General features: G+C 38.0%; 20 protein-coding genes. All 20 read right to left on the minus strand.

Annotated elements, in window-relative coordinates; translation table 11 throughout:
- Nucleotides 1-10 precede the first annotated feature (10 nt).
- Nucleotides 11-2,458 (minus strand): DUF3656 domain-containing U32 family peptidase, encoded by a 2,448-nt coding sequence (locus VEI_RS05460; RefSeq protein ID WP_059362983.1) that lies wholly within the window; start codon nt 2,456-2,458, stop codon nt 11-13.
- Nucleotides 2,459-2,537: 79 nt separating this feature from the next.
- On the minus strand, nt 2,538-4,982 hold the full coding sequence (pheT, locus tag VEI_RS05465) for a phenylalanine--tRNA ligase subunit beta (RefSeq protein ID WP_059362985.1): 2,445 nt from the start codon (nt 4,980-4,982) through the stop codon (nt 2,538-2,540).
- A gap of 9 nt (nt 4,983-4,991) precedes the next feature.
- A complete protein-coding gene (pheS, locus tag VEI_RS05470; protein ID WP_059362990.1) occupies nt 4,992-6,014 on the minus strand; it encodes a phenylalanine--tRNA ligase subunit alpha in 1,023 nt (340 codons plus the stop codon).
- A gap of 36 nt (nt 6,015-6,050) precedes the next feature.
- A complete protein-coding gene (locus VEI_RS05475) occupies nt 6,051-6,515 on the minus strand; it encodes a PaaI family thioesterase (RefSeq protein ID WP_059362996.1) in 465 nt (154 codons plus the stop codon).
- A 131-nt stretch (nt 6,516-6,646) separates the two neighbouring features.
- The gene (locus VEI_RS05480; protein ID WP_059363004.1) at nt 6,647-7,858 is read right to left on the minus strand and encodes an ABC transporter permease; all 1,212 of its coding nucleotides are present in this window, start codon (nt 7,856-7,858) and stop codon (nt 6,647-6,649) included.
- Nucleotides 7,851-8,573 carry an ABC transporter ATP-binding protein gene (locus VEI_RS05485; RefSeq protein WP_059363006.1) on the minus strand — a complete coding sequence of 241 codons (723 nt, stop codon included), beginning with the start codon at nt 8,571-8,573 and terminating at the stop codon, nt 7,851-7,853. The genes VEI_RS05480 and VEI_RS05485 overlap by 8 nt, the downstream gene beginning before the upstream one ends.
- A gap of 13 nt (nt 8,574-8,586) precedes the next feature.
- Complete coding sequence (locus VEI_RS05490; protein WP_059363008.1) at nt 8,587-9,669, minus strand: efflux RND transporter periplasmic adaptor subunit; 1,083 nt, start codon at nt 9,667-9,669, stop codon at nt 8,587-8,589.
- Nucleotides 9,670-9,761: 92 nt separating this feature from the next.
- On the minus strand, nt 9,762-10,676 hold the full coding sequence (locus tag VEI_RS05495) for an ATP-dependent 6-phosphofructokinase (protein WP_059363009.1): 915 nt from the start codon (nt 10,674-10,676) through the stop codon (nt 9,762-9,764).
- Nucleotides 10,633-11,454, minus strand: a complete 822-nt coding sequence (locus VEI_RS05500) for a shikimate kinase (RefSeq protein WP_059363013.1) — start codon at nt 11,452-11,454, stop codon at nt 10,633-10,635. Before VEI_RS05500 ends, VEI_RS05495 begins: the two co-directional genes overlap by 44 nt.
- 519 nt (nt 11,455-11,973) lie before the next feature.
- Nucleotides 11,974-12,348, minus strand: a complete 375-nt coding sequence (locus VEI_RS05510; protein WP_059363455.1) for a hypothetical protein — start codon at nt 12,346-12,348, stop codon at nt 11,974-11,976.
- A 181-nt stretch (nt 12,349-12,529) separates the two neighbouring features.
- Nucleotides 12,530-13,384 (minus strand): hypothetical protein, encoded by an 855-nt coding sequence (locus VEI_RS05515; RefSeq protein ID WP_059363019.1) that lies wholly within the window; start codon nt 13,382-13,384, stop codon nt 12,530-12,532.
- 12 nt (nt 13,385-13,396) lie between these two features.
- Nucleotides 13,397-13,825 carry a hypothetical protein gene (locus VEI_RS10485; RefSeq protein WP_223209330.1) on the minus strand — a complete coding sequence of 143 codons (429 nt, stop codon included), beginning with the start codon at nt 13,823-13,825 and terminating at the stop codon, nt 13,397-13,399.
- On the minus strand, nt 13,785-14,366 hold the full coding sequence (locus VEI_RS05525) for a hypothetical protein (RefSeq protein WP_059363025.1): 582 nt from the start codon (nt 14,364-14,366) through the stop codon (nt 13,785-13,787). The genes VEI_RS10485 and VEI_RS05525 overlap by 41 nt, the downstream gene beginning before the upstream one ends.
- Nucleotides 14,329-14,730: a hypothetical protein gene (locus tag VEI_RS05530; RefSeq protein ID WP_223209331.1), complete on the minus strand. Its 402-nt coding sequence runs from the start codon at nt 14,728-14,730 to the stop codon at nt 14,329-14,331. Before VEI_RS05530 ends, VEI_RS05525 begins: the two co-directional genes overlap by 38 nt.
- A 25-nt stretch (nt 14,731-14,755) precedes the next feature.
- A complete protein-coding gene (locus VEI_RS05535) occupies nt 14,756-15,220 on the minus strand; it encodes a pilus assembly FimT family protein (RefSeq protein ID WP_059363028.1) in 465 nt (154 codons plus the stop codon).
- Nucleotides 15,172-15,744 carry a prepilin peptidase gene (locus VEI_RS05540; protein ID WP_059363031.1) on the minus strand — a complete coding sequence of 191 codons (573 nt, stop codon included), beginning with the start codon at nt 15,742-15,744 and terminating at the stop codon, nt 15,172-15,174. Before VEI_RS05540 ends, VEI_RS05535 begins: the two co-directional genes overlap by 49 nt.
- 11 nt (nt 15,745-15,755) lie before the next feature.
- Nucleotides 15,756-16,169, minus strand: a complete 414-nt coding sequence (locus tag VEI_RS05545) for a competence type IV pilus major pilin ComGC (RefSeq protein ID WP_059363034.1) — start codon at nt 16,167-16,169, stop codon at nt 15,756-15,758.
- 14 nt (nt 16,170-16,183) lie between these two features.
- Entirely contained in the window at nt 16,184-17,356 is a 1,173-nt protein-coding gene (locus VEI_RS05550; protein ID WP_059363036.1) for a type II secretion system F family protein, read from the minus strand.
- A 9-nt stretch (nt 17,357-17,365) separates the two neighbouring features.
- Nucleotides 17,366-18,415, minus strand: coding sequence for a type IV pilus twitching motility protein PilT (locus VEI_RS05555; RefSeq protein ID WP_223209333.1), 1,050 nt, complete (start codon nt 18,413-18,415; stop codon nt 17,366-17,368).
- Nucleotides 18,396-19,412 (minus strand): GspE/PulE family protein, encoded by a 1,017-nt coding sequence (locus VEI_RS05560; protein WP_059363038.1) that lies wholly within the window; start codon nt 19,410-19,412, stop codon nt 18,396-18,398. The genes VEI_RS05555 and VEI_RS05560 overlap by 20 nt, the downstream gene beginning before the upstream one ends.
- Nucleotides 19,413-19,422 lie beyond the last annotated feature (10 nt).

Below are 19,422 nucleotides of genomic sequence, written 5' to 3' on the forward strand. Positions count from 1 at the left end.
CTACCTCGTTCTATAAAATACCTCTAAAATAATGTCCTCGCGTAATAGATTCGCCTTGTGAATCAACCTTCTTAGGCGGTGCATCCATAGTACCATTAGCTATAGCTACGTATTGAGATACAATATCTTGCACGTAATTTGGTTTCATATGACGTCCATCAATGCGTAATATGGATATGCCTTTTTGTAAAAGCATAGGCACATAGGCACGCATATCCATTTCATGACTATTCATAATATGCATTCGGCAATATGGATCTGTACGAAGTGGGAATATTTCCCCTTTTCTATCCTTTAAGGAATAAGATTCTGTAACACACGGCATAGGACAATTTACCTTGCTACCAGTTCCCACAAAACTAGCAATGGCACAGTATTCGGAAATCATCATTTCTGTATAGCCATGAACCATCGTCTCAATAGGGACGTGACTATGTTTAGCTAGTTCCGTAATTTGTTTTAAGGTCAACTCTTGCGATGGATTTACACAACTTATGTGTAACTGTTCCCAGAAATGCAATGTAGGTGTATTGAAAATATTAAGGCCTGTATCAGCCTCAATGGCATCTGTATATCCTAATTCACGGAGCCATAATAAGGCTTGTGGCACGTGAATAGAAATACTATCTGGATGAGCCTGTACGATTGCCTCTAATGTATGTTTATATGCTTCTACTTCATCATCTTTCACAACTCGTGGTGTAGCAAAGGTGCAAATTACATCAGATTGAGCACATAAACGGGCCACCTCATCATATATAGATAATGCATATGGTGTACGACTCAGTCTATCACCACCAAAAACGATTTTCTGTGCTCCCCCAGCAATTGCTGCTTTCACACCTTCTATTTCATCGACACGAGCTGAAATCATAGGACAAGTATCATAGGATAACTCGTGTTGCGCCTTGAAATCATAATCTACATCGCCTGTTACTTGCAATGCTTGCCATGATTCTACATGATGTGTAATTAACGCTGTTTCTAATGCAGTTACGGCATCACGACGTAGTGCATTAAGAACGCTAGCAGGCCACATATAAGGGCCATCAGGAATATCTACATAAGAAAGCCTAAATAACGTATTACCCAACCGACCTAACTGTTCTGTTACCTTCTCTAACGATGTGGGCACTTTATTAGCAATAGCTGGCACATACTCATTTGTAACAGTCACACTAAGACCAGAGTCTAGGATAACAGTTAATTCAGTATAATTTGTTTCACCATTAGAACCAACACTGAGATATACAGACATATCATATTTACGGGTAAATTCTTGTAAGCCTCGTGACTTTGTATTTTTTGGTGTAGATGCTAAATATAATTGACCTACTGCTAAGCCCTCTGCAGGTCGCCCTTTATACAGCGTATCGGATACACATGTCCATTCGTCATCTACCGTATAATAGGTAACACTGCCATTAGATTGTAATATTTTAACTAATGAACCTTGTTCAATAGGTTCTGTTAAAGATAAATAAACTTCCCCTTTTTTCGTATACGATTCGCCGATTGGCTTACCCTGATGATTTGGCGCCACTACGGTCATCATTTGTCGACCTACCGTATCTTCTAAATAGGCTGTGGAAAATCCACGATTAAATCCAGATGCTAGTGCTTTACGTTGATTTTCGTGAATTGATGCCTCATCCAATATCTCTCTATAAGTACCTATCACTTGACGAACATAGGATACCTTTTTCATACGACCTTCTACCTTAAAGGATGTAACACCAGCCGCTACGAGTTCGTTCATATGCTCACTATAATTGAGGTCCTTTGGACTTAGCAAATAAGCTTCATGTTTAGGTAACACACTTTCACCCTTAGAATCCAATAATTCATAAGGTAAGCGACAAGGTTGTGCACAAGCACCTCGGTTGCCACTGCGGCCACCGATGAAAGAACTCATCAAACATTGACCTGAGTAGCATACACATAATGCACCATGTACAAATACTTCAATTTCTGCCTTACAATGTTTGCATATATGTTGAATTTCCTTAAGACTTAATTCACGAGCCAAAACAACGCGAGTAAAGCCTAAACTTTCATAAAACCGAACCGCATCTAGTGTAGCAGCCGTCATTTGCGTACTACCGTGAAGATGAATATTCGGTGCCACTCGTTTAGCAATCGCTGCAACTGCTAAGTCTTGTACGATGATGGCATCTACACCAATAGAGTCTAAATCCTTAAGATAATTTTCAAGCTCCCCTAGTTCAGTGTCTCCAATTAAAATATTAACGGTTACATATACAGACACATCTAGAATATGTGCCAATCGCACAGCTTCACGCAGCTCATCAATGCCAAAGTTGGCCGCATGAGCCCGTGCGTTAAAGACCTTGCCCCCTAAATATATTGCATCCGCCCCAGATTCCAAGGCAGCCATAAAATTTTCCATCGTACCCGCTGGTGCTAATAATTCCATAATAAATCCTTTCTGACTCATTACCTATTCCTACTATTATACAACAGGGGATAGATAGACATAAAAGGGTTTACCATAAGGTAAACCCTTTCACGATGATTTATCGTAATTTACAATTTTTAGTTGCTAATGCATCAATAATCGCTTGGATAGCACCATCAATGTCTTCATCATTTAATGTGCCTTCCATGGATCTAAATTGTAAGTTGTAAGCTAAGCTGCGATAGCCTGCTTCAATATGTTCCCCTTCGTAAACGTCGAAAATGGATACGGATTCTAAATAGTCCCCACCATTTTCTTTGATAAGAGCAATAATTTCACCACTAGCAACAGATACTGGCGCTACAATAGCAAGATCACGACTTGTACCAGGGAATTTACTAAAAGATTTATATCTAAATGCTGGTACTGTAATAGATAATATAGCCTCTAAGTCGATTTCAAACATGTATACCTTGCCTGGTAAATCAAAGTTTTTAATCGCTTGTGGATGTAGCTCACCATAGTTAGCAATCGTTACACCATTAATTGTGTAATGCGCACTAACACCTGGATGATAGTAACTTTCAGTAGAAGGTTGAATGTCAAATTCAGTTAAACCTAATTTCGCTAGTAAACCGTCTACCACGCCTTTTACATCATAGAAATCAGTATCTCGTTGTGCTTGATTCCATGCGGCCTCTGTTACCTTGCCCATCATAAGACCACATGCCATAGGACGTTCATGCGGTACTTCAGTTAATGGCAAGGCCTTTGGTTCATACACATTAGCCGTTTCAAATAACCACAAATCCTTATTTTGTTGAGCAATATTGCGTTTAGCAGCTTCAATAACAGCTGGCACCAACGTAGTTCTCATATATGGGAACTCTTCGGAAATAGGATTTAGGATTGGAATAGCAGTATAACGACTATCACCTTCTGGCAACATCATATTAGCCAAACCATCTTTGTGCATGAAACTAAATGTAATAATTTGGCTCAAACCAGCATGTGCTAAGTAATGAGTTACCTCTTTAGTCAATGCTTTTTTAGGTGTCATACCGCCAGAGGATAATACAGCCACTGGAATTGTTGGAGCAATATTATCATAGCTTACAATACGCGCTACTTCTTCTGCAATATCAGGCATACCTGTTACATCATCGCGCCATGTTGGTACAAGGGCCTCGATAGTATCACCAGATTCAGTAATACCGAATTCGAGTTTCGTTAAAATATCTACCATTCTATCTTTTTCAATAGATGTGCCAAGATATTCATTGATTTGTTCTGCTGTGAAAGTTACAGTGCGTTGTTCTACTGGTTCTGGATATACATCAATAACGCCAACACTCACCTTACAAGAAGGACAGATTTGTTGTATCAATTGTGCAGCACGATCGATAGCATATGCTGTATATTTATGGTTTACACCACGTTCAAAACGACCAGATGCTTCGGAACGCATACCCAAAGCTTTAGATGTACGACGAATGGATGGACCATTAAATACAGCAGCTTCAAACAATACATTAGTAGTTTTATCTGTTACTTCACTTGTAAGGCCACCCATCACACCAGCTACGCCGATTGGGCCTTTTGTATCTGCAATGATAAGCATGGACTCATTGAGTTCACGTTCATTACCGTCTAGTGTAGTAAGTGTTTCACCAGCTTTTGCACGACGTGCAATAAGTGTATGGTCCGCTACACAATCATAATCATAAGCATGCATTGGTTGACCTAATTCAAGCATAACGTAGTTTGTTACGTCCACTACATTGTTGATAGGGCGAATGCCGCTGTTACGCAAACGATTTTGCATCCACAATGGAGATGGTTCGATGGTAACATTCGTAACAAGACGAGACGTAAATCGTGTGCAAAGGTCATTGGCTTCGATGATTACAGATGCCTTGCCTTCGATGGAAGCACCAGTTTCATTCACCATAATAACTGGGAATAAAGCCTTTTGATTGGTCATGATACCGAATTCACGAGATAAGCCTACCATGGAGAAGCAATCTGCACGGTTAGCAGTCAATTCAAATTCGTAAACAGTATCATCAAGCATAAGTGCTTCTTTAATATCTAAACCAATTGGTGTACCTTCAGGGAAAATATAAATGCCTTGTGCTTCCTCTGGTCTTACCAAATCACTGGAAATACCAAATTCAGCGACGGAGCAGAACATCCCTTCTGACGTAACACCACGTAATTTCCCTTTTTTAATTTCTGTACCATCTGCTAAACGAGATTTATGATAAGCCACCGGTACGATTTGACCTACAGCCACATTAGTAGCAGCTGTAACGATTTGTTTTGTAATTTCTTCCCCTTCTTCAGATAAACATTGTACTTGGCATACTTGCAATTTATCTGCATCTGGGTGTTTTGTAATTTCTACGATTTTACCAGTATAGATTTTTTTCAAACCTGGATCCATAGAAAGTACTTCTTCTACAGGAATACCTGCTTGTGTTAATTCATCCGCTAATTCTTGGGCAGGACGATTTAGATCAAGAGGTACATATTCATTCATCCATTGTAAGCTTGCTTTCATTTCTACCTCCTAAAACTGTTCCAAGAAACGGATATCATCTTCAAAGAATAGACGCAAGTCACCAATGCCGTATAACAACATAGCAATACGTTCTACGCCCATACCAAAGGCAAAGCCTTTCACCTTATTAGGATCATAGCCATTGAGCTCAAGCACACGAGGATGTACCATACCACAACCAAGAATTTCTAACCAACCTGTATGAGAGCATACGCGGCAGCCTTCGCCACCACACATTACACAAGAAATATCTACCTCTGCAGAAGGTTCTGTAAATGGGAAGAAGCTTGTACGGAAACGTACCTTAGTTTCATCGCCAAACATATGGCGTAGGAATGTTTCAATGGTTCCTTTCAAATCAGCGAACGTAATGTGTTCATCAATAATCAAACCTTCTACTTGATGGAACACAGGAGAATGCGTAGCATCATAGTCCCAACGATATACTTTACCAGGTGCAATCATGCGAATTGGACTATTAGGTTCATGACGCTGCATGGTACGTGCTTGTACAGGAGATGTATGAGTTCTAAGCAAGAAATTTTCTGTAATATAGAAAGAGTCTTGCATGTCGCGTGCAGGATGGTCTTTTGGTAGATTAAGACATTCGAAATTGTAATAGTCTTGTTCCACTTCAGGACCTTCTTCTACGGTGTAGCCCATTTTCATAAAGAAATCTTCAATCATTTCATTAACAGTAGTCAAAGGATGAATATGACCTGTTTTTGGAGCTCTACCAGGTAGCGTGATATCGATTTTTTCCTCTTCTAAACGAGCGTTCATAGCTGCTGTTTCTATAGAGGACTTGATTTTATCGAGTTCTGCTTCTAATGCTTCTCGTACAGCATTCACAAGAGCACCCATCTTAGGGCGTTCCTCTGGGGATAGTTTACCCAAGCCTTTTAATAAAGCTGTTACTTCACCTTTTTTACCTAAATATTTTACGCGTACATCTTGCAACGCTTGTTGATTAGTGGCAGCTTTGATAGCTGTTAACGCTACCTCTTTTATGCGTTGTAATTCTTGTTCCATACAACAGTCCTCCTAAATTTCAAAGTTCATCCCCCATTATATCAAATTTGGGTCGTCTTCTTCAATGAATCGCCAAGGTAAATCAGGCAAAGGACGCTCTTCTAATACAAAAAAGGTTCCTCTTGCAAGATGAACAAGTTCACCTAGTTCATTGTAAATACGTGCCGTAGCCACCATAGTAGTTCGCCCATTATGTTCTACATTTGCTACACCACGCAACATAGTTCCACCTTTAACAGCTTTCACATAATTACCACTAATATCGATGGTATTTACCGATTTTCCTAAGGTAAAGCATGCAGAACCCATCACACTATCAGCAAAGCCGATACAAACGGCACCATGTAAATGACCTCTAAAATTACAATATTCTGTTTCATTGGTTTGCAAGGTCATTTCTGCATGACCAGGTTCTACTACGGTAACCTCTGAATCTTTCACCCAAGAGAATGGATTTTGATCACGTAATTCATTAAAATATTCTAACAGTGTTGTAGCCATTTGTTTCTCCATTCACAATACATAGTAATGCAAACATAAATACACATTAAATAACCATAAAAAATGGTGCGTCACATCATACTTATTGTATCATGCAACACACCATATGCGAATAGTTCTACTCTATTCTATTATTCGTAATGTAATGCATCAATTGGGTTTAATTTAGCAGCCTTACGAGCTGGATAAATACCGAATACCAAACCAATAGCCATCGAGAAAGCAAAGGATAACACAATGGTTGGTACCGATATAACCGTGCTCATACCAGAGGCTAAGCTTATGAGTTTTGAAGCCCCTATACCAAGTGCAATACCGATGAGCCCCCCCATGAGACTGATTACAACAGCTTCAATTAAGAACTGTGTAACGATAACGAAGTAAGTAGCACCTAAGGCCTTACGAATACCAATTTCACGAGTCCGTTCCGTAACGGATACGAGCATAATATTCATAATCCCTATACCACCTACTACGAGGGAGATGGCTGCAACAGCACCTAAGAATAAGGTTAATGTGCCTGTTGTCTCTTCCATTGTTTCCATGATAGAGTTCATATTTTGAATGTTAAAATCATCAAGGTTTGTATCCTTAATGCCATGTCGCACACGCAAAAGATTTTCTATATCAGACTGCAGACGATCAATACCGTTTTCATCCTTAGCTACTACGTATAACATACGTAAATAATCGATTCCATCCACGCGTTCCATCGCAGTTGTATAAGGAATGATTACCATATCATCTTGGTCATTCCCCATAGCACCACTCCCCTTGCTATTGAGTACCCCAATAACACGGAATGGAATATTTTTAACGCGAATCTCAGCACCTACTGGGTCTTCATCACCAAATAGATTTTTTGCAACAGTCTTACCAATTACAGCAACGCGTTCACGATTCTGTATATTTTTATTAGATAAAAAACGTCCAGATTTCATCGTCCAATTATTAACATCCAAATAATTAGCATTAACACCAGACACAGAGGTAGTCCAGTTTTTATTTTGATAAATCACTACATAAGTACCGTTAGTCATCGGACTCACGGCCTTAACACCATCAAGTTTAGCAATAGCTTCGTAGTCGGCTACCTTTAACGACTTCATAGAACCTGCTGTTGGTCGCACCCCCGGCGTACGAGGTGCACCAGGCATAACCATCAATAAGTTTGAGCCTAGACTAGAAATAGAATTTTGAATGTCCTGTTTTACACCATTACCAATCGACACAAGGGCAATAACGGCAGCAACGCCGATAATAATGCCTAGCATGGTCAAGATAGATCGCATTTTATTAGCAACCAAGGATGCCCAGGCCATTAAGAAACTTTCTTTATACATGTGTCACCTCCTGTACAGGAGTCATATTGAGATTTTGCTTATCTTCTACTATATAGCCATCACGGAGCACAACATTGCGACTAGCATAAGTTGCAATATCAGGCTCATGAGTTACAAGAATAATAGTGCGCCCTTCATCATACAGGCCTCGAACGATATTCATTACATCAATAGTAGATTTTGAGTCCAAATTCCCCGTCGGTTCATCGGCCATAATAATGGCAGGATCATTAGCTAAAGCACGTGCAATGGCCACACGTTGACGTTGACCACCAGATAACTCTGCTGGTAAATGGTCCATGCGGTCTCCTAAACCTACAGAGCTAAGCAAAGCCTCTGCACGAGCAGTCCGCGTTTTTTTATCAACACCTGCATATACCATTGGCAACGCTACATTTTCAAGAGCAGTTAGTTTTGTTAATAGATTAAAACTTTGGAATACAAAGCCAATTTCTTTATTTCGCACGTATGCCAACTCATCATCACTTAGGTTAGCTACTTCGTTTCCATTCAAGCGATATGATCCTGATGTTGGTCTATCAAGGCACCCTAAAATGTTCATAAAGGTAGATTTCCCAGAGCCAGAAGGCCCCATAATAGATACAAAATCCCCCTTTTGTACCTGTAAGTCAATACCATGTAGAACGGGAACCTTTAATTTACCATTAACATAGGTCTTCGTAATACCTTGAATATCAATTACTGAATTATTCATAGTTCACCTACGCTTAAAATGGTCCACGAGAATTGTTTTTAGGACTTGTTACATCACCGCTGATAATAATTTCATCCCCTTCGGATACCCCTTTTAGGATTTGAACATTAGTATCACCCGTTACACCTGTAGAAACAGCTGTTCGGACAGGCTGTCCATCCTTGATAACATAGACATACTCACCTTGTTTATCAGTACGCACTGCAGTAAGAGGTACTACCAATGTATTTTTAATATCTTCACCAAAAATAGTTGCACGAGCGGTCATAGATGGTAAGAAATTGTCGGAAATATTTTCAGGGATCTGAACCTTAACAGTATAGTAAACTACACTCGTACTAGTTGTACCCATATTCCCTTTATTTCCTTTTGCTACTTCTGACACGTACCCTGTGAAAGTTTCTCCCGGCTTAGAATCTACAGTAAACTCTACTTTAGCACCTTGTTTAATATTACCAATATCCGTTTCATCAACAGTTAAGTATATTTCTAGATTCTTTAAATCCGCAATCGTAGCAATAATCATTTGTGTAGAAATACCAGTACTAATTGTTTGACCCGCCTTGAGTGGTGTACCTACAACGGTACCAGTCATAGGTGCTGTAATCGTAGCATCACTTAAATCCGCAGCCACTCTATCATAAGTGGATAAAGCTTGTTCATAAGCAGTTACAGCATTGTCATAGGTTTGTTGTGATACCGCATTTTGATCAATCAGTGCTTTATATCTGCTCATATCAAGAGCTGCTTTATCAAGAGCTGCTTTTGCATTATCAACTTGTGCTTGCAATTGACGAGTATCTATATAGGCAATTACTTGCCCTTGTGTAACCTGTTCATTCTCTTTAATTAATACTTTTTCTAATTTACCAGCTACATTAGTAGATACGTCTACATAATTGACAGGATTAATAGTACCTGTAGCACTAATACTAGTTTTTACATCGCCTTTTTCAACTCTACCGGTTGTGTATTTTTGGTGAGTTTGTGCACTATCATTCGTATGAACATAATAATAGCCACCACCGCCTAATAAGCAAATGGCAATAGCACCACCTATAATACGTTTACGGTGTTTTTGAAATAATTCTTTCATTATTTACTCCTTAACATTTGAGTATTGCACTATCATGCATTACATTGTACTAGAATTTTAACGATTATACAATATAATTTTACAATATTCTATTAATGACTCAAAATAGAGATTAATTCATACTGTTGTTTATCAATACCAAAACGCATATGTTTAGCTTTTTCATACGGTATCGCACGAATCTGTCCATCAATATACCCTGTAATACAGTTATCTATATTCTGCACTAAGCAATCGATAGCTAATTCACTCATACGAGCAGCCAAAATAGCATCCAATGCAGATGGTGCGCCGCCACGTTGTAAATATCCTAGAACAGTCAAACTAGGATCAAAGTAGGTGTGATTCTTAATATACTCTTTTACCTCACCACTTTCATAAGCACCTTCAGCAACAAGAATAATACTATACTCTTTTCCTAATTGGTGAGTCTTGTTTATATGTTCACACACTTCATCTAAAGGCATAGGATATTCCGGTACTAGTACTAGTTCTGCACCACTAGCTAAACCAGATTGTAATGCAATATGCCCTGCATGACGTCCCATCACTTCAATTATAGCAACCCGCTCATGAGAATTCGACGTATCTCGAATACGACCTACCGCATCAACAACAGTATTGATAGCAGTATCAAATCCAATCGTATATTGTGTGCCATTCATATCATTATCAATTGTACAAGGAATTGTTATGGTTGACTGGCCTAATCGCATCAAAGATTCTGCACCAGCTTGTGAACCATCTCCACCAATAACGATTAAATGATCTATACCAAAGTCTTGTAGTATTTGGTAAGCTCGTTTTTGTACATCTAAATTCTTAAACTCCGGATAGCGTGCAGTTCTAAGTATAGTACCACCAGTAGTAATGATTCCGCCTACATCACGAGCATGCAAAGGTCTTATCTCATTATTAATAATACCTTCAAAGCCACGCTCTATACCATATACACTAAAACCTTCATGTATTGCTTTTCTTGTGATGGCCCGAATGGCTGCGTTCATTCCTGGTGCGTCTCCACCGCTTGTTAGTAGTGCTATTTTTTTCATGTCTACGTCCCTTCTGCTGCTTTGTACCAGCTCGCATTTCTTTAGACACTGTAGTTCTTTGTGTTGATGACTTTGTTTTTTTGGACAATCTTGTTTGTTTAACTAATTTTATTTGTTTAACAGATTGCCGTTCATTATCTTGTTCTGTTCTAACCAATTTGTGTTGGTCTACAGTTTCAGTCGATTTGGGTTGTCGTCGCGTCTTAAATTGAACCTCAAGAGCTTCAAATTGTTGCTCAATGGCCTTCATAAAATCATAGGTTCGTCCATTAGTCGTATCCAACACATAGTCACATTGTTTATATACTGGTTTCCACGATTGAATCATATTATGTACAAAAGCTGAAACATTTGTGTAATCCATTGTTGGTCGTTTGCCAACACGTCGATTAACGCGGCTCACAATTCGATATTGTGCAGCGCGTATACCTATGATAAAAGAAAATTTCTTTAAGGATCTAAGAGTTCTCTGTTCTATCGGAAAGTTTCCACCTACACTGATAACGGCCTCATGGTATAATGAAACCTTCTTGAGTACATCTAATTCAGCACGTCGAAATGCTTTTTCACCTATTTTTTTAAAAATTTCTGCAATGGGCAGCCCAAAACGACCTTCTAATACTCGATCGGTATCCACAAATTGCCACCCTTTTAAATCTGCTAGATTGCGGCCGAAATGGCTTTTACCACTACCCATGGATCCGATAAGAATAATATTTCGTTTTACTATCATGTTACTATTGCCCCTTATTTATACGTTAAAATTTATTTTACTATAAAATAGCCATAAAAACAAAAATGAACATATAATAATGAGAATAATTCCGCATTATTATATGTTCATTTAACTTATGATTCCCGTGGAGCTATCTTACATCGAAACGATATGCTATTTCCCTGTGTATCTATAGAGCATATTTGAACTGTACAAAAAGCCAATGTATGTTGAATGGTATTTAACCATTTTAAAAAGGACTGACTAGAACCGACCAAAGTTATATCTAATATATTGCCTTTCTTAGAGCTACTCGTTACTACCAATGGTTCGCTTCCGATACTCTGATATACTGCATCCTCCCAATATTCACGGTTTGATAACGATTGCACTAGAGCATAAGTATCAGACTCTACAAACTGGTGCTGTGTTTTAGTTTCTATTTGATAGAACATAATAGTATCTTCTATAGCTTTACATTGTTCTATATAGTATCCATGAATTCCTATTGAGACCATCGCTACAACCAGACTTATACTACAAGCTAGGGTGATTTTCTTTAGAATTGGTGTCATGCTGCTTTGTATGTCCATCCAAATGGAATGTACACTGTCCACTCTCTTTTTCCACTTGTTGTTTACCATCACATGTTACCTTTCTCATATGTGCTTGTACATATTGTCTATAATTATGGTATACATCCTCATTAATAGCAGTTCCATCAACAGAAAAACCACTATCCGTAAATTCAATATGTTGTAATGTAATACCTCCATTCATAGCCATTGCAGCATCTAATATAGTTACAAAAAGAAATTGACTATCCCATGTATTCTGTTGTTGTAATAACGTTGAAAGCCTCTCTTGCGCATTATGATACTGTTCACGTATTAATTTAGATTCTGAATTCATCTGTACACTTTCATATAATGTTTGCTGCTCTAAATATGCTCTATAGGAGTGAATAGCCCACCCAATACAAAAAGCACTAACCATTATAATCAATCCCGCCGAAATATATATGTACAGCCTATTCCTATGTAGAAAAATATACCACCGCAATGAACGGGGCATAAAGTTTAGTAAAGTGTCATTACCAACCTTGTCCAATCCAACGTAACCCCCGTGTAGCCATACCAATTGCCATATCCCAGTCCAACTCACCTAGCTTACAACGTGTACGCCCTCTACCAAGAAACATCATCGGTAGGTATTCAGTATTTCCATATACCTCTTGTAATGCATTAATATCGATACGTTGCTCTTCATTTAAATCATCAATATTATAAAAATGAACACCTTTAATTTCTTCTACACCAAATTGTTGCAACGCTTCTTCTAAATCGATGAGTGCCGAACTTATATCTGCACCATTCACCTTGACGATACATTCCTTTACACATATATCTTTCCACCACGCCCACAAATGCATGCCTTCTGGTTCAACAATCCCCGAAACCGTACCAGTTCTATGCAATAAACCATATGTAACGGGTAATGGCCAGCAATCAATCGTATCCACTGGTGCACATGTTTCTCTAATACCTTGGCGAAGCAATTCTAATTCATGCCGATCTACAGCAGCTAAGAATAAATAATAATGATGCCGAGGATATTCTCTGCGACACGCATCTAATTCAAATTCATGGTCTCCAAAATTAAAGGTATCTTCAATATTCCATTTAATAAATTCTTTTACGTCAAAATCGTGAGGATCATAGGTGGCTAAGGTCATTTCTGTTTGTATACAAGCTACCACACTATAGGTCCCTTCTAGTAAATTATATGTAGTAATAAATTCAGCAATATCCTCATCAATCGTACTAGACCGCTTCATCTCCATCGCATCGGTAATAATCATCGTCTTATTCTCAATATGTGCAGTTGTCCCTACAATTCGATCCTTTGTAATACAAAGGCCTGTATGTTTTTGCTTATGTTCCTTCACTGCGTTTCCTCCTTAATATGGTTTTATACTAACGATTTCTAAACTATGATTTTCTGTCTCTCTAACATATATATGAACGCGACTTGTTACACCTTTAGAAATAGCATAACTCATCACATGTTTAGGTTCTGTAGCTCTTGGATCGGATTTAATATATATATGATTATCATCATAAACACCTATATCGAGATTTTCTCTATAATCCCATTTGTTATTACTTTCACAATAAGTGTTAAACCACCGTGCACCATTCTGTGCAGCATATTGTGATTTAATAAGACGCATTTCATCTCTTGTATTGCTTAATGACAATGTTGTTAAGCGATTTATACCTAAGATTAAAGCCAATACTATAAACATTACATATATAGCGACATAGGTAACCATCCCAGAAGAATGGCTAGTGGGTTTTCTTATACCAATCAAAATGTGTTGAAACACCTGTGGCCACCTCATAGTTTGCTATGCCTCCATATCCTTTTGCATATTCTGTTTCAGTATTAAATAGATTATTAACAGACCACTGTAGACTGACAACACCATTGGAATTCATTGAAAATGGTGTATCTGCATCGAGTCTGCGCTTATCATTAGTGCCAATAATACGACTGCCACTTAAAGGTTGTAAACTACCATCACTTAATTTCCTATATAATGCGCGCCTTGTTACTGTAAATGCAGTGCGTCTAGTATCATTAATAGATAATATATGTCCCTTATCATCAACGGATGTCTTTGAATCATTCCAAATAATATGAGCTACAATGGCGCGTCGTGTATAACGTCCATCTTCTAACATCGCCAAACTATCATCAATTCGTTCTGTCCATATAAAACAAGTCATACATATAGTCATCACCATGATTATCACAAAGGAACTTATTAAGATACTAATGACAATGGATGGCAAAATAAAGCCTCCAATCTTTTCCAAAGTATTATTTTTAATGATGAGGTGGACCAAGAAATGTGGATATTTCATACACAACATCTCCATTATCAATAGCTTGTACGCGATATCTCAAAATAGAGATACCATTAATTTCTTCTTCTACAAGACTCTTTTTAAATACTATATGAGGTAAATTATGGTTTCCAGATACTGGGGTAGCCGTTATATGCGGCGTACCACCTGAATCATACAAAGCCTTACCTTCCTCTATATAAGACACCGTATCTTGCAATATATAATCATCAATATATGCAGTTTTTACCATTGTCAAGGTATCACTCAATACATAGAGTATTGTAGGTAACAATAGCAACACTAGGGTTACAGCCATTAGTGCATCACCATATAAAAAACCGCTTTGTTTAGATAATGTTACATTATTCTTTCCAGTCATATGGCACTTAGCATACATCTCTAAATCATAATATTTCCCAGCGCACACGCCCTGTTTGAACAGAAATCCATATGCGATTTGTTGCGCCTGTTTGAGTATCTTGTAAAATAAATTCGGTTCCATCATACGGTAATCCATAAGCAGAAAAATAAACCCGTTTCATAGTATGTGCACTTTCAATATGCTGTGGTAATTCCATTTCTACATGGTGCAACATGAGTCCCTCTTGTATAGAATAAGAATGTTTTTTCAATATAAACTCACCTTGTGCCATCCGATCATCTCGATGACCTAACATAGACCATAGTTGGGCTTTCTTAATAGCTAATACGACCTCTTCTGTACTTCTATTTAATTCATGACGCGAAGGCATTGTAACCATACTACTGATTCCCATAGCAACCAAAGAAATCACTATGGAGATAGCAATAATCCATTCTACTAATATAGAGCCATTACAGTGATTTGTATGTGTTGTATCAAATACCAATATAACGCCTCCCATAGATTATAAAAATGCAAGCTACTCCATGCACCAATACATAGGAAGGGGCCAAAAGGAATATATCTGCTACGAGTGTTACGAGTAATATATAGGCCAGCGAGATAGAGGATACTAGTCAAAAAAGATACATATACCATAACGAGAATTTGAATACTTGTTAGCCATATGGATATGGCACTTATCCATTTAATATCACCCCAACCAAGGCCACCTTTACTTAGCATCCGTAATGCTACACTTATACAGGCAACGATGGAAACATGTACACAGGTGTCGATGACTGCATACTGTTCACTAATGCTATAAACGATACCTATAATAGTCAGCGCAAGGGCCCCTTCATCGGGTAATATATAATATAGCTTATCAATGGTAGCACCTATTACGAGAAATAGTGAAAAGAAGCTATAACATATAATTTCAAACATAGTGTAATCTCTAAAAAATAAAGGGATTACTATTGCCAGTATCGATATGGCTAGACAGATATAAACCTTTTTCCCTTCCATATGACAAGTCCTTATGTTTCAGGGGCTGTAACAACTACAGACTTCCCAGAATTACCTGTAACTTGTTCATAAGAAATAACATATTCTTTTCCTTTTGTAGTCTTAACATGTTCAGTTAAATAACCTTCTTGATACAACTTTTCTACAGTTGGAGGCGTATCTATGCTTTTATCAATCATATAAAGTTGTGTCGCATTGCGAATGATTTGAATATCTGCCACTTGTTTTGCATTCTTTGCCTTATCTGCAGCAGACATAAATTGAGGCATTGCAATGGCTGCTAAAATTGCAATAACAGCTACGACAACCATGAGTTCTACTAGTGTAAAACCGCCCTGTTTAGATTGTTGTAATCTCCGAATACTTATATATTTCACAAACTGATTTTCTAGCTTAGTTAAACATTCTCTACAATAAGTAAGCATTTATAAGTCTCCTTTCATTGACCACTTAATGAAGATATAGATGTAAATAAAGGATACATAACAGATATAACGAGAATAGCAATACCCATACCCATGATAGTAAGGAGTATTGGTTCCATGAGACGCTCCATCCTCGCAATATATTGAGTTAATAAGGATTCATAATAATGACTGCAGTGATTAAGCATGGCAACCAACTCACCGCTTTCTTCTCCAACTGCTACCATTTGCCAAATAAAGGGATTGCCTATAGATGCGGATTTTAAACTTTCACAAAAGGAGTGCCCTTTACAAAGCATGGCATATACATGATTACTACAAGTTTCACCATACAAATTTCTCCATATATGTTTTGTAATATCTATGGTATTAATAATAGAAATCCCAGAATCTAACAATAAGGCCCAAATATGTAAAATATTTGTATAATACAGAGATGTTAAGAACGTGTTATGTTGAGCCAACTGCCATAATCGTCTATCAAATCTATATCGTATTGCAGATTGTTTGAAAGCATATATCAATAATCCGATAACAACGGCATGTATCCCCACATATATCAATGGATGTTCTCGAAGGGAAGTTCCTAATACAAATAAGCCTTTTGTCATCCATGGCAATTCTATATGCATAGTTGCAAATACACGGGTAAACGATGGGATGATAAACAATATAGTTACCAAAAAGAATACATTCATAAGAACAAGTAAAAATAAAGGATATGAAATCGCACTTAGAATCTTTTGACGATATTTACGTTCTCGTTCGTAATAGGATGCTATATATTGTAAAGATTCCCCTACATTCCCTGACATTTCACCACTTTCAAGCAGCGCTAATGCTATAGGAGGAAACCCCTTTTGTCGAAGTACCTCTGATAAAGATTGACCTCGTTGTATACCCTCGTATAATGAGCGATACAGCATCGTTTTAGAACCTTCCGTCAATAATTCTAATGAACGCCGAAGTGAAATACCAGATTGTAGCAATAAACCAAGTTGATATGCTGTGGTACTCACCTCTTTATGACTCCAACTCACCGATTTAGTAGATGATTGGGAGATACTACAAATGACATATCCCTCTAATTTTAGTTTAGTTCTTACCTCTTCTTTGGAATCGGCCCATAGCGATCCTTGTATTCTTTTCTTATCCGTTGTTATTACTGTATAGTCATAGGCATTCATGTAATCCCTCTATGATAGTTGTTGTTCCAATAAAGCATGTAATTGTTGGGCTGATCCATATTGTGTTTTTGCGTCACGCACAGCCATCTCCAAAGTTTTCATAGGCGACTGTGTCTCCTGAATCGATACAATTTGTGGTTCCTTACGATTCCTAATTAAATTTGCTACTGCATTAGTATTTAGTAAAATATCCCGTATTGTGATAAACGATGTTTCCCACCGTAACAAACGCTGACATATAACGGCGCGCAATACTTGCGAAACTTGACTGCGCACTTCATCTTGTTGCTCACCGGGAAATAGAGATATCATACGATGTACCGCCATTACAGCCCTCTGCGTATGCATCGTAGCTAATACAAGATGCCCAGTTTCAGCTGCATGTAAAGCAGCTTCTAAGGTGTCTCTATCCCTCAGTTCTCCAACCATGATTACATCGGGATCTTCGCGTAATGCATCACATATCCCTTGTGACATAGAATCTACATCGATACCTAATTGACGTTGATGGATGATTGAATGGGCTGGTATAAACTCGTATTCAACAGGGTCCTCTAGTGTTACTATGTGTTTATTCATAGTTTGATTAATATATTCTATGCAACAAGCCAAGGTATACGACTTTCCACTGCCAGTAGGACCTGTGACAAGAACTAATCCATCATGATACTCACAAATCATCTTTAATACATCACTGTCTTTGGAGGAATCAAGAGAAAGATTAGCGTGACACAATAATCTCAATGTTCCACAAATACTATGATTTGCCCTATAAATATGGGCCCGAATACGAATGCCATTACTGGTAAAAGCATCATCTACAGAATGCCAGGAATCATGTGTAATACCACAACGACACAAAATATCTGCAATCATATCATTACTACATATACTCGAAATAGACTCTAATCCTTTTGAAGCCCGTATATAAATGGGTCTATCTAGTTCAAGGTGGATATCCGTAGCATCTTTTTCTAATGCAAAAGAAATTACATCTTCTAAAGATATAATGGAATGCGTTGTAGCAAAATTATTACTTTCACAGTAAGATTCCTGCACGGTGTACCTCCTCTAAGGTTGTAATACCAGAATTAATAGCTAGATGAGCAGAATCTTGGAGCGATGTGAACATATACTGTTCTACATGATTCCAATCAATATCACTAAAGGGTATTTCCAGATATTCAAATAAGCCTAATCGTCCTTGATAGGAATGTGTTGTACTATCGATTCGTCTCACAAGGCGCTGCGATAGTGATCCAATGAGTGTAGCATGTAAAAGATACGGCTCTACCCCCATATCCACAAGACGACCTATGACGCCTAATGCCGTGTTTGTATGAACTGTGGTAATCACACGATGTCCTGTTAACGCAGCTTTAACAGCCAATTGTGCAGTCTCATTATCGCGAATTTCACCAATCATAATTGAATCTGGATCCTGCCGTAATACGGTTCGAAGACCTTTAGAAAAGGTAAAGCCAATCTTTTCATTAATACCTATTTGAATAGCTCCTTCAATGGTTGCCTCTACAGGGTCCTCTAAGCATATCAATTTAGTTTCTTTTAAATTTAACATGCGAAGCATGGCATATAAGGTAGCAGTTTTACCACTGCCTGTAGGACCACAAATTGTAATGAGTCCATAGGGCCGTTTTAATAACGCTGCGATTTTTTCTTGTAGCTCCACATCCATCCCCAGTTCTAATAGATTTTTGTGTACCCCTTCGTTGCCCATCAATCGGCATACAATCGCTTCGCCATATAAACTGGGCAAACTAGATACACGCATAGTGACAGCGTAGGATTTCACTGACCATTCCCATCGCCCATCCTGCGGTAATCTCTTTTCGCTAATATCCATGCCACTGAATACCTTGATGCGGTTCACAAGCATATCTGCATCTGTAGCATCAACTAGCATATACTCGGTCAATAATCCATCAATTCTTAGTCTTACTTGTATGCCATTTAATATAGGGTCAAAGTGAATATCACTAGCACCAACTGTAATGGCATAAGTTATGATTGAATCTAATGCAACATCTACATACAAGGTCACCCCC

The sequence above is a fragment of the Veillonella tobetsuensis genome, assembly GCF_001078375.1.
GTDB lineage: Bacteria > Bacillota > Negativicutes > Veillonellales > Veillonellaceae > Veillonella > Veillonella tobetsuensis.

Coding starts and splice junctions, on each gene's coding strand:
- VEI_RS05460 (WP_059362983.1), bottom strand. CDS start 2,458: ATGAGTCAGAAAGGATTTATTATGGAATTATTAGCACCAGCGGGTACG.
- pheT (WP_059362985.1), bottom strand. CDS start 4,982: ATGAAAGCAAGCTTACAATGGATGAATGAATATGTACCTCTTGATCTA.
- pheS (WP_059362990.1), bottom strand. CDS start 6,014: ATGGAACAAGAATTACAACGCATAAAAGAGGTAGCGTTAACAGCTATC.
- VEI_RS05475 (WP_059362996.1), bottom strand. CDS start 6,515: ATGGCTACAACACTGTTAGAATATTTTAATGAATTACGTGATCAAAAT.
- VEI_RS05480 (WP_059363004.1), bottom strand. CDS start 7,858: ATGTATAAAGAAAGTTTCTTAATGGCCTGGGCATCCTTGGTTGCTAAT.
- VEI_RS05485 (WP_059363006.1), bottom strand. CDS start 8,573: ATGAATAATTCAGTAATTGATATTCAAGGTATTACGAAGACCTATGTT.
- VEI_RS05490 (WP_059363008.1), bottom strand. CDS start 9,669: ATGAAAGAATTATTTCAAAAACACCGTAAACGTATTATAGGTGGTGCT.
- VEI_RS05495 (WP_059363009.1), bottom strand. CDS start 10,676: ATGAACGCAGCCATTCGGGCCATCACAAGAAAAGCAATACATGAAGGT.
- VEI_RS05500 (WP_059363013.1), bottom strand. CDS start 11,454: ATGATAGTAAAACGAAATATTATTCTTATCGGATCCATGGGTAGTGGT.
- VEI_RS05510 (WP_059363455.1), bottom strand. CDS start 12,348: ATGAATTCAGAATCTAAATTAATACGTGAACAGTATCATAATGCGCAA.
- VEI_RS05525 (WP_059363025.1), bottom strand. CDS start 14,366: ATGAAATATCCACATTTCTTGGTCCACCTCATCATTAAAAATAATACT.
- VEI_RS05530 (WP_223209331.1), bottom strand. CDS start 14,730: ATGACTGGAAAGAATAATGTAACATTATCTAAACAAAGCGGTTTTTTA.
- VEI_RS05540 (WP_059363031.1), bottom strand. CDS start 15,744: ATGGAAGGGAAAAAGGTTTATATCTGTCTAGCCATATCGATACTGGCA.
- VEI_RS05545 (WP_059363034.1), bottom strand. CDS start 16,169: ATGCTTACTTATTGTAGAGAATGTTTAACTAAGCTAGAAAATCAGTTT.
- VEI_RS05550 (WP_059363036.1), bottom strand. CDS start 17,356: ATGAATGCCTATGACTATACAGTAATAACAACGGATAAGAAAAGAATA.